Annotated in this window: 13 protein-coding genes; 6 read left to right on the top strand and 7 right to left on the bottom strand. The window is 68.3% G+C overall.

All coding sequences use genetic code 11. The features are described from left to right. Entirely contained in the window at positions 1-921 is a 921-nt protein-coding gene (gene rfbD / locus NWF22_RS19390; protein ID WP_160903292.1) for a dTDP-4-dehydrorhamnose reductase, read from the bottom strand. A 234-nt stretch (positions 922-1,155) separates the two neighbouring features. On the opposite strand from rfbD, the gene NWF22_RS19385 reads away from it, so the two are divergent. From NWF22_RS19385 to NWF22_RS19370, 4 genes are read left to right on the top strand one after another with little or no spacing between them, the layout of a single operon-like run. Continuing rightward, positions 1,156-3,174 (top strand): LCP family protein, encoded by a 2,019-nt coding sequence (locus NWF22_RS19385; protein WP_160903291.1) that lies wholly within the window; start codon positions 1,156-1,158, stop codon positions 3,172-3,174. After that, positions 3,174-3,890, top strand: a complete 717-nt coding sequence (locus NWF22_RS19380; RefSeq protein ID WP_160903290.1) for a TIGR03089 family protein — start codon at positions 3,174-3,176, stop codon at positions 3,888-3,890. The genes NWF22_RS19385 and NWF22_RS19380 overlap by 1 nt, the downstream gene beginning before the upstream one ends. Before the next feature lie 60 nt (positions 3,891-3,950). Continuing rightward, a complete protein-coding gene (locus NWF22_RS19375; protein ID WP_160903289.1) occupies positions 3,951-4,325 on the top strand; it encodes a nitroreductase family deazaflavin-dependent oxidoreductase in 375 nt (124 codons plus the stop codon). A 5-nt stretch (positions 4,326-4,330) separates the two neighbouring features. Then, positions 4,331-5,173 (top strand): dienelactone hydrolase family protein, encoded by an 843-nt coding sequence (locus NWF22_RS19370; protein ID WP_160903409.1) that lies wholly within the window; start codon positions 4,331-4,333, stop codon positions 5,171-5,173. 45 nt (positions 5,174-5,218) lie between these two features. On the opposite strand, the gene purE is transcribed toward NWF22_RS19370, so the two are convergent. Continuing rightward, positions 5,219-5,764, bottom strand: a complete 546-nt coding sequence (gene purE / locus NWF22_RS19365; protein WP_160903288.1) for a 5-(carboxyamino)imidazole ribonucleotide mutase — start codon at positions 5,762-5,764, stop codon at positions 5,219-5,221. Continuing rightward, on the bottom strand, positions 5,761-6,978 hold the full coding sequence (locus tag NWF22_RS19360; protein WP_160903287.1) for a 5-(carboxyamino)imidazole ribonucleotide synthase: 1,218 nt from the start codon (positions 6,976-6,978) through the stop codon (positions 5,761-5,763). The genes purE and NWF22_RS19360 overlap by 4 nt, the downstream gene beginning before the upstream one ends. A gap of 78 nt (positions 6,979-7,056) precedes the next feature. Here NWF22_RS19360 and NWF22_RS19355 point away from each other — a divergent pair, with 78 nt between their 5' ends. Next, positions 7,057-7,617: a GtrA family protein gene (locus NWF22_RS19355; protein ID WP_258321211.1), complete on the top strand. Its 561-nt coding sequence runs from the start codon at positions 7,057-7,059 to the stop codon at positions 7,615-7,617. On the opposite strand, the gene NWF22_RS19350 is transcribed toward NWF22_RS19355, so the two are convergent. Genes NWF22_RS19350 through NWF22_RS19340 form a run of 3 tightly spaced genes read right to left on the bottom strand, consistent with a single transcriptional unit; the run spans position 7,589 to position 10,200 of the window. Further along, the gene (locus NWF22_RS19350) at positions 7,589-8,932 is read right to left on the bottom strand and encodes a HAMP domain-containing sensor histidine kinase (RefSeq protein WP_160903286.1); all 1,344 of its coding nucleotides are present in this window, start codon (positions 8,930-8,932) and stop codon (positions 7,589-7,591) included. The genes NWF22_RS19355 and NWF22_RS19350 overlap by 29 nt on opposite strands. 15 nt (positions 8,933-8,947) lie before the next feature. Next, positions 8,948-9,622, bottom strand: a complete 675-nt coding sequence (locus NWF22_RS19345; protein WP_160903285.1) for a response regulator transcription factor — start codon at positions 9,620-9,622, stop codon at positions 8,948-8,950. Continuing rightward, positions 9,619-10,200, bottom strand: coding sequence for a PH domain-containing protein (locus NWF22_RS19340; protein ID WP_160903284.1), 582 nt, complete (start codon positions 10,198-10,200; stop codon positions 9,619-9,621). The genes NWF22_RS19345 and NWF22_RS19340 overlap by 4 nt, the downstream gene beginning before the upstream one ends. A 110-nt stretch (positions 10,201-10,310) precedes the next feature. Between NWF22_RS19340 and NWF22_RS19335 the strand changes: the two genes are divergently transcribed. Then, on the top strand, positions 10,311-10,916 hold the full coding sequence (locus NWF22_RS19335) for a DUF6069 family protein (RefSeq protein ID WP_160903283.1): 606 nt from the start codon (positions 10,311-10,313) through the stop codon (positions 10,914-10,916). Positions 10,917-10,973: 57 nt separating this feature from the next. Here the strand turns inward: NWF22_RS19335 and NWF22_RS19330 are convergent, their stop codons facing one another. Beyond that, a complete protein-coding gene (locus NWF22_RS19330) occupies positions 10,974-11,771 on the bottom strand; it encodes a biotin--[acetyl-CoA-carboxylase] ligase (RefSeq protein ID WP_160903282.1) in 798 nt (265 codons plus the stop codon). Between the last annotated feature and the right edge of the window lie 30 nt (positions 11,772-11,801).

Here is an 11,801-nt window from a genome sequence, read left to right as displayed (position 1 = left end):
TCAGTCCACCGAGGCGTGATCGAGCGCCACAGCCGCATGCAGTGCGGAACGCCAGTCGCGCAGCGGGGTGAGGCCGGCCTGCACCCACGCGTCTCCGGACAACACCGAATACGCAGGTCGCGGCGCCGGGCGCGGGAAATCGGCGGTCGTACACGGATGCACCCGCTCGGGATCGGCACCCAGCTCGGCGAACACCGCGCGTGCGACGGCAAACCAGGTGACGCTGCCGGAGTTCGTGGCGTGCAGCACGCCACCGGCGACGCGGGGATCGTGACCACGGGCCACCAGCTCCCAGAGACCGGCCGCGAGATCCGCCGCATAGGTGGGCGATCCGGTCTGGTCGTCGACCACTGACACCGTGTCGCGGGACGCCTCCAGCCGCCGCATGGTGCCGACGAAGTCACGGCTGTCGGGACCACCCGTGTAGACCCACGCGGTACGGACGATCGTCGCGGCCGGGTCGAGTTCGCGGGCAAGATCCTCCCCGGCGAGCTTGGACGCGCCGTACACCGTCTCCGGTGTACCCGAGACGTCGTCGGGTTCATATGCGACCTGCCGTCGCGGACCCGTGGTGGTGGCCGCCGCACCGGCGAAGACGTAGTCCGTGGAGACGTGGATCAGCCAGGCCCCCGCCGCGCGTGTCGCCCGCGCAAGGTTGCCCGGCCCGTCTCGGTTGACCGCATAGGCACCGGCGGAGTCCGACTCCGCCCCGTCGACGTCGGTGTAGGCCGCACAGTTGAGCACCACGTCGCCGGGACCCAGGTCCGCCAACGCCGTGGGCACCGATGCCGCGTCTGCGATGTCGATATCGGCCGACCCCAGCGCACGCAGACCGTCGGGCGCCGCCGGTTCGGCCTGCAGTGCGGTGCCGAGCTGTCCGGTCGCACCGATGACGAAGATCGTCGGACTCATGGCTGTCATCGTGCCCCACGCGGGCCGCGCGGACGCGATGACGGTCGGTGATGTGGGTCTCGGCGCACCGCTACGGCGTGGCGTTCCCGGATTTCGTTGGTCACTTCAATAGCCTGACGTCAGAACTGCAACATCCGAAACGCCAACATCATAGATATCTGCACACACTTGTGTCACACCGCGACCCGTGAGGTGACGCCGGCAGAACCGTGGTGACCGACGACGAAAGGTGATGACCCGCTCGTGGAGTCTCGACCTGGTGATGCACGCCGACGTCACGGTGGTCGCGCACGCCCCGACGAGCCCACACCCCGTCCCCCGGAGGCGACCGGTGGCCGCGACCAACCGCGCCCGCCCCGCCGTCGTCCGCCGGAGCAGGGACCGGGCGCCGGGCAACGCCGTCGACCACGCCGCCCGGCGCCGGACGACCGTGCCGGCTCTCCCGGATCCACACCGCCGCCGCGCCGCCGACCGACTCCCGACGACACGGATACCCCGCCCCCACGACGCAGGCCTGCCACCTCACCGCCCACCGCCGCTCGCGGCGCGTCCGGCCGCCGACGGCCGGACACCGCCTCGACGGCTTCCGATGAGATCCACACCAGTGATCGCCGCAACGGTGCGCCACCTCGGCGCCGCCGACCTGCCGGCGACGCGGGCCGAGACCCGTCCGATCCGGGCAAGCCCCGCCGCCGGGCAGGTTCGGATCGGCGGGCGCAGCCGGATCGCGGATCACGTCCGGGAGGCGCGGCCGACCCCGATGAGCGCCCCCGTGCATCTCGACCCGGGGCGGCCGGCACGACCGGGCGATCCCGCCTGTCCTGGCGGCCGAGGACCAGCCGCGCCGGAATCGGTCGCGGGCTGGTCGCACTGTTGTCGGCGTCGGTGCTCCTGTGCACCGGCTATGCGTGGAACAACGTCAACAATCTGAATTCCAACATCACGCAGTTGGGCGGGCTGGAACTCGGCGGCGCCGACGACGGCGCGGTCGACATCCTGCTCGTCGGCACCGACTCCCGCACCGACGCGAAGGGCAATCCGTTGTCCGCGGACGAGCTCAGACTGTTGCGCTCCGGCCAGGAAGTGGCCACCAACACCGACACCATCCTGCTGATCCGGATCCCCAACGACGGATCGTCGGCGACGGCGATCTCGGTCCCCCGCGACTCCTACGTCGAGGTTCCCGGTATCGGGATGTCGAAGATCAACGCCGCCTACGGCACCACCAAAGAGGGGGTGCGGCAGCGCGCGGTGGAGTCCGGCGAGTCGGCCGCCGCCGCCGAGGAGGAAGGCACCCAGGCGGGGCGGAAGGCACTCATCGACAGTGTCGCCGGCCTGACCGGCGTGCACGTCGATCACTACGCCGAGGTCGGCCTGCTCGGATTCGTGCTGCTGACCAACGCCGTGGGTGGTGTCGACGTGTGTTTGACGGACGCGGTCAACGACCCGTATTCGGGGGCGCGGTTCCGGGCCGGCGAGCAGACACTCAACGGACCCAAGGCGCTCAGCTTCGTGCGCCAACGTCACGGGCTGCCGCGCGGCGACCTCGACCGCATCACCCGCCAGCAGGTGTTCATGGCGTCCCTGGCCAACAAGATGCTGTCGGCGAACATGCTCGCCGACCCCGGCAAACTGGCCGAACTGCAGCGCGCGGTATCCCGCTCGGTGGTGATCGACGACAACTGGGACGTCGTGAAACTCGCCGAACAGCTCAAGGATCTCAGCGGCGGCCGTGTCAAGTTCGCCACCATCCCGGTGGTGACCGAGCAGGGGTGGAGCGAAGACGGCCAGCAGAGCGTCGTCGAGGTCGATCCGACAGAGGTGCGCACCTTCACCGACAACCTGCTCAACCGCAAGCAGGAGGCCGGAACCGCCGAGCGCGCCGACTACACTGTCGACGTGGTCAACGCCGGCACGATCGACGGTCTCGCGGCGAATGTCGCCAACATCTTGACCACCAAGGGTTTCCAATCCGGTGAGACGGTCAGCGGCAGCGCCGACGACCGTGACACCGTGGTGTACACCCACGCCGAGGACGCCGGGGCCCGACAACTCGCCACCGATCTCGGCGGCGCCGAGGTCCGCGTCGATTCCTCGTTGCCGGAGAACCGGTTGAAGGCCGTTCTCACCAACACCTACGAGGGTCCGGGATCGATCCTCGACACCGGCACGCAGGTCGACAACATCCCGGCCAGCGAGCGTGTCGGCAACAACCGTCCCCCGATCACCGCCGGCACCGACGGCCCGACCTGTGTGAACTGATGACCGACTCCACCATCACCGCAGTCGTCTTCGGCGCTGTCACCGACTGGTCGCAGCCGCTGCTGACCTACTACGACCACCGCAGCGGTGAGCGCACCGAGCTCTCCGGCGCCACCCTGGGCAATTGGGCCGCGAAGTCGGCGAACTTCTTCGTCGACGAACTCGGCTTCGTACCCGGCGACGAGATCCTGGTCGATCTGCCGGAGCACTGGCAGACCGCGGCCATCCTGCTCGGCGCGTGGTGGGCCGGGGCACGCGTCCGATTTCCCGGTACCGACATCACCGGCGTCGGTACCGCGGTGACGTCGGCCGAGCGCATCGACGCGTATGGCGACGTCGACGAGCTGCTGGTCGCCTCGCTGGACCCGTTCGCCATGGGCGTGCGTGACCTGCCCGTGGGCGTCACCGATTTCGCGAGCGCGGTGCGCGTGCACGGCGATCAGTACTCCCCCATCGGCGCGCCCACCGGACCCGTGCTCGACGACGAGGACACCGCCACGGTTCTGGCCACCGCGCGTCGCGCCGCAGCTGATGATGGCATCTCGGCCGGGACACGAGTCCTCACGGTCCGCCCGTGGCACGATGCGCGCCGCGTCATCGGCAATCTCGTTGCACCGCTGGCCGTCGGGGCGTCACTGGTCACCGTGTCGCATCCCGACGAGGAACGGTTGTCCGCGCTCGCCGACACCGAACGCGCGGACCTCACGCTGCGCTGACACGACGAATCGTCCGAACGGGTCTCCTCAAACACGCCTTCGTGCGGCATCCTCGTAGGCATGAAGATCCCCAGGGCTGTTGCGCGAATGAACAAGAAGGTGACAAACCCGATCCAGCGCCAGTGGGCTCCACGCCTGGCGCCATGGGCGATGATCGAGCACGTGGGTCGCAAGTCGGGAAAGAAGTATTCGATCCCGGTGCTCGCCTGGGTCGATGACGACCGGCTGTCGATCGTGCTGACCTACGGCCGCCACACGGACTGGGTGCGCAATGTGCAGGCCGCCGGCGAGTTCGGTTTGGTGCGCAAGTCCAAGCATTTCAAGGTTGTTCGGCCACGCATCATCCCGTCGGATTCGCCCGACGTGGCGTCGGGCGCACGCATCCCGGCACGAATGTTCGAGTCGGTCCTCATCGGCACCATCGTCGACGGGTGAACGCGGTGGCCGATGACGCGCTCGACGACTTCACCCGCCGCGAGGTCACCGTCGGGACGACCACACGGGCGGTGTACTCGAAGGGCGAGGGTCCGGCGGTCATCGTGATCGCCGAGATGCCCGGTATCACCCCGAAAGTCGCCGACTTCGCGCGGAAGGTGGCCGCGCGCGGGCTGACCGCGGTGATGCCGTCGCTGTTCGGTGTCGACGGCCGGGACCCGCGGCCGGATGTGCTGGGCCGCGTGGGATCTGCCCGGTACATGACGGAGACGATCACCCGCGCGTGCATCAGCCGGGAGTTCACCGTACTGGCCACCGGCAAGACCTCCCCGGTGGCCGACTGGTTGCGAGGGTTGGCCGCCGAGGAGCACGAACGCTGCGGCGGACCCGGCGTCGGCGCCGTCGGGATGTGCTTCACCGGAGGGTTCGCACTGGCGATGGCCACCGACGATCGACTGCTGGCGCCGGTGCTGTCCCAGCCGTCGCTGCCGTTCGGCGTGATCCCCGCACGGAACCGGTCCATCGATATCAGCGATGCCGATCTCGCGCGCGTCCAGAGTCGTTGCGCTGCCGGTCTTCAGGTGATGGGTCTGCGGTTCGAGGGTGATCGTCTGGCCCCGCGGTCGCGCTTCGACTTCCTCCGGGAACAACTCGGTGACGCGTTCCTCGCCGTCGAGCTACCCGACTCCTCGGCCAACCCGGATTCCATGTTGCCGCAGCCACATTCGGCACTGACCGAAGACCTCATCGACCAGCCGGGCCAGCCGACGTACGACGCACGCGAGCAGGTCCTCGACTTCTTCGTGGCGAAGTTGCGCCGCCAGGGTCCGGCCATGAATGTGCCGTAGATCTGAGTCACCTGGTGGTACAGATCTACGGCACTTGTGGCCGCGTCAGTCCACCCCGAGCAGCCGCTTGCGCAATGCCTCGTCCTTCTCCAGCACCATCGCCTCCAGTCCCTGCTGGAAATCGACCATACGCGAGCGCAGTTCGGCGTCCGACGACGCCAGGATCCGCACCGCGAGCAGACCCGCGTTGCGCGCGCCGCCGATGGACACGGTGGCCACCGGAACCCCCGCCGGCATCTGCACGATCGACAGCAACGAGTCCAGGCCGTCGAGGGTGCGCAGTTGCACCGGCACGCCGATCACCGGCAGCGGTGTCGCCGAGGCCACCATCCCGGGCAGATGCGCCGCGCCGCCGGCCCCGGCGATGATCACCGAGATACCGCGATCTGCTGCGCCCGAGGCGTAATCGAGCATCCGCTGCGGTGTGCGGTGCGCCGACACGACGCCGACCTCGAAGGGCACCTCGAACTCGGCAAGCGCTTCGGCGGCGGCTTCCATGGTGGGCCAGTCGGAGTCGCTGCCCATGATCAATCCCACGCGTGGGCGGGTCGGTTCGTGGTGCCCCGCGTCGCGGGAGTCCGTCTCGGTCATGCGTGCGCATCCCATCCATCGGTCCACTCGGCGTGCGACATCCAGTGCGCCGCACGTTCCGCACGCTCCCGGACCGTCGCCGGCGTATCCGCCTCGCCACCCACAATGTTGACGTGACCGACCTTGCGATCGGGACGTTCGCCCTTACCGTACAGATGCACCTTGGCATCCGGCATGCGGGCCAGCAGGTGGTGCAGACGCTCATCCATCGACATCTCCGGGGCGGTGTCGGCGCCCAGGATGTTGGCCATCACAACCACCGGCGCCCGCGCGGCGGTGTCGCCGAGCGGGTAGTCGAGCACGGCGCGCAGGTGCTGCTCGAACTGCGATGTCACCGCACCGTCCATGGTCCAGTGCCCGCTGTTGTGCGGTCGCATCGCCAGTTCGTTGACCAGCAGTTCACCGTCGACGGTCTCGAAGAGTTCCATCGCCATCACCCCGACGACACCGAGGGCATCGGCGAGCCGCAGCGCCATCTGTTGGGCCTGTTCGGCCACGTCGTCGGACAGATCCGGCGCAGGGGCCAGCACCACCGCGCACTGCCCCTTGCGTTGAATCGTCTCGACCACCGGCCACGCGGCACCCTGCCCGTATGGGGATCGACCGATCATTGCCGACAACTCGCGGCGCATCGCGACCTTCTGCTCTGCGATGAGGCCTACGCCGGCACCGAATTGCTCATCGAACACCGTGACCGCCTCGTCGCGGTTGTCGAGCAGCCAGACGCCTCGGCCGTCGTAGCCGCCGCGGATCGCCTTGAGCACGATCGCCCAGCCGTGGGTCTGTCCGAACTCGATGAAGCGAGCCCGCGCGTCCTCGCGGGTGTCGGTGAGTTCGGCGAAATCGGGCACCGGGAGGCCGAGCTCCGCGAGCCGCACCCGCATCGCGAGTTTGTCCTGGGCAAAGTGCAGGGCCGCCGACGGCGGACGCACCGCCACGCCCTCGGCCTCCAGCGCCTGTAGATGCGCCAACGGCACACCCTCGTGGTCGAAGGTCAGGGCCACGGCCCCCTCGGCGGCACGACGGAGGTCGGCGAGCTCGTCGTGGGACCCGAGCACGACGTCGGCACTGACCTGGGCGGCCGGATCGGCTCTGCTCGACGCCAGCACGCGCAGACACTGTCCGAGCGCGATGGCCGCCTGATGGGTCATACGGGCGAGCTGACCACCGCCGATCATCGTCACGGTTGGCATGCTGGATGTCACGCCGATCATCGTGGCATGTCCGCCACGTCATGCGCATGACCGACCGGCGAAGTTACTGCTCGGTTTGATTTCGTACACTCGGATCTTGTGCCCTTCATCGACGAGCTCGTGGCTCGACTCCCCGAGCCGATCCGTCGTCTCGCGATGCAACACCACGAACTGATCAAGTTCGCTCTCGTCGGCGGCACCACCTTCGTCTTCGACCTGGCGATCTTCTACGCGTTGACCTTCACCGTGCTGGAACCGAAGCCGGTGGTGGCGCGCATCATCTCGGGCACGCTCGCCACGATCCTGAGCTACATCCTCAACCGCGAGTGGGCTTTCAAGAACCGCGGCGGTCGCGAACGCCATCACGAGGCGCTGCTGTTCTTCGCGATCAGCGGTATCGGCGTGATCCTGGCCGCGGCGCCACTGTGGGTGGCCAACAACGTCTTCGACCTGCGCAGCAACGTCTCCACCACCGAGCTGGTGGTGCTCGACTTCATCTTGGGCTTCCTCATCGGCAATCTGCTGCAGATGGGGTTCCGATTCTGGGCGCTGCGCAAGTTCGCCTTCCCGGTCGAACAGTTGCGCGGTGGGGACGCCGGCTCCACCGATCTGCATCCGACCGACGCCGAACTCATCGATGAGGAACTCGGTCACGCCTGATCTCGGATCGGCCGGTGGGCGCCCCCGCATCGGTCCCGCCACTCAACCTGCTCCCATACGTCGACGGGATCACCAGCGAGAACACCGCCGGTCGGCGCGAGGTGAGGTCGAGCCGTCCGCCGTCGGCCTCCACCAGCGCGCGCGCCAGCGACAGTCCCACCCCGTTGCCCCGCCCGGCGGAGAACCCGCGCCGAAAAATGTGGCCGACGAGTTCGTCGGGCACCCCGTCACCCTGGTCGGAGACCGACACCCGCACCATGTCACCCGATGGCAGGTCGTCGACCTGAATGTGGCATGTCCCGCCACCATGCTGCAGCGCATTGTCCACCAGGACGCTCAACGCCTCGCGCAACCGCCCGGGCCGCGCGCTCACCGCGGTCGCCCGGCCGTCGAAACCCGCCGAGATGGAGCGGCCGGCGGCCTCGAAAGACGCACGGAAGTCGCCGATCAGCGTGGTCACCATCTCCTCGACATCGATGTCATCGGGTACCGCGGGGTCGTTGCGCGAGGCGGCGACCATCTCGTCGAGTTCTCGGGAGAGCCGCTCCACCTGTTCGAGGGCCGCCTCGGCCTCGCCGACGACCGACGCGTCGGGATGCAACGACAATTCATCCAGCCGCAACTGGATGGCAGTGAGACGACTTCGCAACTGATGTGAGACATCGCCGACGATCTCACCTTCCCGTTCCAGACGGAGCGCGATCTCGGCATTGGCATCGCCCAGAGCCCGGGACACGCGGTCGAGCTCACCGATGCCGTAAGACTTCCATTCCGAACGGAAGTCGCCCCGCGCCATGGCCGCGGCCCGGTCGGCGAGGTCGATGAGCGGATCGGCGATCCGGCCGGCGGTCACGGCCGCGACGATCGTGCCGGCCGCGATCGAACTGGCGACCACCAGCAGCACGATGCCGACGGCGACGAGCTGATCGTCACGGACCTGATCGAGCGGGATCTGGAGCAGCAGCGACCCGGCATTGCCGAGGCCGAGCGACTCGCCCAGTGTCGCGCCGTCGATCGGATCGCCGATCACCACCATCGCGTCCGCACCGCCGTCCACCGGGTAGCGCAGCGTCAGCCGGCCGTTCTCGGGGATCAGCAGACGGAAGGCGTCGACGTCGAGCTGTCCCGGCGGGAGACTGCCCGCCTCCCCCTCCTGCCGGATCAGCTGATCGGAGATCAGTTTGAGGCGAGTGTCGAGCGTCTGATGGGCGTTGTCCGACACCCACCACCATGCGATCACGCTCAGCGGCACGCCCAGCAACAGGCCGACCGCCAGGCACATGGCGATCATCGTGTTCAGGATCCGGCGGCGCATCGCGATGTCGTCCGGTCAGGGATCGAATCGGAATCCGACGCCGCGCACCGTCACGATGTGCCGGGGGCGGTCGTACTGGTCGTCGCCGATCTTCTTCCGCAACCAGGAGATGTGCATGTCCAAGGTCTTCGATGAGCGCAGATCCGCCGAGCCCCACACCTCGGTGAGAATCTCGTCGCGGCTCACGACCTGCCCGGCGCGTTCCATCAGAAAACGCAACAGATCGAACTCGCGATTGGCCAGCACGATGTCGGCGCCCTTGGCCAGCACCCGCCGCCCGCGGGTGTCGAGTTGGATGTCGCCGCCGTCGAGCACCACGTCGGAACTCTGCTGACGCCGCAGCAATGCCCGCACTCGCGCGAGCAACTCGGCGAGGCGGAACGGTTTGCCGACATAATCGTCGGCCCCGGCATCGAGGCCCACCACGAAGTCGACCTCGTCGGTGCGCGCGGTCAGCATCAGCACCGCCAGCGAGGGTCGTTGCGACCGTACCCGTCGGCACACCTCGAGCCCGTCGATCTCGGGCAGACCGAGGTCGAGGATCAGCAACTCGAAACGACTGTCGAGGGCGTGGTCGAGAGCCTGCGCGCCGTCGGTGACGACCTGGCAGCCGTAGCCCTCCCGAATGAGCGCGCGAGCCAGCGGCTCCGCGATGGCGGCATCGTCCTCGGCCAACAGGACGTCGGTCATCGCCTGCTGCCCTCGTCGTGACGCCGACCCGGTGTGTCATCGGACAGGTCGTCGTACCTGTCGGCGCCGAGCGGCTCGTTCTCGGCCTCATCGAGCACCTCGTGGTAGAGCAGCGCATGTACGCGTTCGACCTGCGGGATGTCGTCGAAGGCCAGGGGCTCATCCGACGCGGACTCGATGATCAGTGTGCCGGTGCGCAGCAACCGGTCGATCAGACCGTGCCGGAACTCGACGGTGCTGATCCGGCGGATCGGGATGTCGATGCCGGAACGGGTGATGATGCCGTTGCGGAAGATCACCCGGCGGTCGGTGAGGACGAAATGCGTCGTACCCCACGAGACCAGCGGCCGGATGAAGAACCAGCCGAACGCGACGAGCCACAAAACGCCGACGATGCCCAGCAGCACCAGTCGCGTGGTGGAGCCGAGGTCGGCACCGGTGATCACGCCAGCCAACAAGCCGGCCGCGGCGGTGAACACCACGAAGAGCAGGAACGGGCCGACCAGACATTTCCAGTGGGGATGCCGATGCAGCACGATCTCCTCGCCCGGGGCGAGGTTCTCCCGTGGATAGGACATGGCTGTCAGCTTAGTGGTGCTGTTCGCCGGAGCGGCCGTTCGGTGTGCAGGCGTGGGTACACTGCCGGTGAAGCCGTGCAGGTGACGACAAGTCTCGAGGTCCGACAGACATGAGCTACAACGATCCACGTGACCCGCGCGATCCACGGACCGCGCGCTATGAACCCGGGTATCCCGATTCCCGGGCGTACAGTCGGCCATCCACGCCGCGATCCGATCACTCGGATCCGACGTACTCGTATGCGGCCGATCCGTATCAGCACACCGAGGCCGGACGATCGAAACCGCGGCGCGGACCCGACATCAATCCGACGATGTTCGTCGGCGGCGTGGTGATGACCGGCGTGGTGACCGGCCTCGCCGCGTGGCTGGCCGCCTGGGTCATCCGGGCGATCGTGCAGCGGGTCAACGAAGCAGGCCGATTCGGGGTGTGGAATCCGCTGGCACGCGACGAGTTCTGGTTCGCCGTGGTCGGATTCCTGTGTGCGCTCGCCGCCGGCGCGCTGTGGTACGTGCTGCAGCTGATCACGCCATCGCCGGATCAGTTCTTCCGCTGGATCGTCGGGCTGCTCATCGCCGCGTCCGTGATCATCCCGCTGGTGTTGTCCGCGGAGGTGTCGGTGGGTATCGCCACCGCCGTCGTGCACCTGATCATCGGGCTGCCGATCATCTCGCTCATACCGGCCATGGGACACAAGAGCATCCGCGACACCTGACACCCAGCGCGGTCGACCCGCACCCGAGCTGCCGCGGCACGATCGACGCCGCGGCGATCACGCGTCGAGTGGCCGCAGGTGGGTGACATCGCCCGCCGCGGCCACCACCTCGCGGCCGTCGGCGTCCAGAACGATCCGCCCCATCGCGTCCACACCGACGGCGGTGCCGGTCACCGTCTGATCACCGGGCAGCACCAGCCGCACCCGTTGGCCGACCGTGTCGCTGCGCTCGCGGTAGGCCGCGCTGAGTCGGTCGAGGTCGTCGGGCCAATGGGTCAGCAGATCCGCGAGCCCGCGCAGAAACGCGGCCGCCAGCTCGGTATCCGACACCGCACTGCCGGTGCTGATCTGCAGAGACGTCGCCGTCGGCACAGGCAACTCGTCGGGGGTCATGACGGTGTTGATGCCGATACCGATCACTGCGACACCACCGGCGGGTGCGCGGGTGTATTCGGCCAGGATGCCGGCCACCTTCCGGTCGTCGATCAGCACGTCGTTCGGCCACTTCAGGGTCGGCCGCCGCCCGGCCACCTCGTCGATCGCGTCGGCCGCCGCGAGTCCGGCCAGCAGCGACAACCAGCCCAGATGCTCGGTCTCCTCTCCCACGGCGACCGCGGCAGACATGGCCAGCTGACTGCCGGCCGGCGCGGACCACACCCGCGAGTGCCGGCCGCGGCCCGCGGTCTGGTCGGTCGTCAACCGCACCGTGCCGTCGACATCCTCGGATCCCGCGCGGGTGACGAGGTCGGCGTTGGTCGACCCGGTGGACGCCACCACCTCCACCGAGCGCCATCGCGTTCCGGACAACAGTCCGTGGAGTCGGTCGGCATCGAGATCGGTGGCGTGGTTGGTCATAGGTGATGACGCTACCGCCCCGCAGCCGCA

The organism is Gordonia mangrovi (assembly GCF_024734075.1).
In the GTDB taxonomy this organism is placed as follows: Bacteria; Actinomycetota; Actinomycetes; order Mycobacteriales; family Mycobacteriaceae; genus Gordonia; species Gordonia mangrovi.
The sequence above is the reverse complement of the archived record's forward strand: the minus strand, read 5'-3'. Positions and strand labels throughout refer to the sequence as shown.

Excerpts from the sequence above, each read along its gene's own strand:
- rfbD (WP_160903292.1), bottom strand. The coding sequence starts at position 921 with ATGACAGCCATGAGTCCGACGATCTTCGTCATCGGTGCGACCGGACAG.
- NWF22_RS19380 (WP_160903290.1), top strand. The coding sequence starts at position 3,174 with ATGACCGACTCCACCATCACCGCAGTCGTCTTCGGCGCTGTCACCGAC.
- NWF22_RS19375 (WP_160903289.1), top strand. The coding sequence starts at position 3,951 with ATGAAGATCCCCAGGGCTGTTGCGCGAATGAACAAGAAGGTGACAAAC.
- purE (WP_160903288.1), bottom strand. The coding sequence starts at position 5,764 with ATGACCGAGACGGACTCCCGCGACGCGGGGCACCACGAACCGACCCGC.
- NWF22_RS19360 (WP_160903287.1), bottom strand. The coding sequence starts at position 6,978 with ATGATCGGCGTGACATCCAGCATGCCAACCGTGACGATGATCGGCGGT.
- NWF22_RS19350 (WP_160903286.1), bottom strand. The coding sequence starts at position 8,932 with ATGCGCCGCCGGATCCTGAACACGATGATCGCCATGTGCCTGGCGGTC.
- NWF22_RS19345 (WP_160903285.1), bottom strand. The coding sequence starts at position 9,622 with ATGACCGACGTCCTGTTGGCCGAGGACGATGCCGCCATCGCGGAGCCG.
- NWF22_RS19340 (WP_160903284.1), bottom strand. The coding sequence starts at position 10,200 with ATGTCCTATCCACGGGAGAACCTCGCCCCGGGCGAGGAGATCGTGCTG.
- NWF22_RS19335 (WP_160903283.1), top strand. The coding sequence starts at position 10,311 with ATGAGCTACAACGATCCACGTGACCCGCGCGATCCACGGACCGCGCGC.
- NWF22_RS19330 (WP_160903282.1), bottom strand. The coding sequence starts at position 11,771 with ATGACCAACCACGCCACCGATCTCGATGCCGACCGACTCCACGGACTG.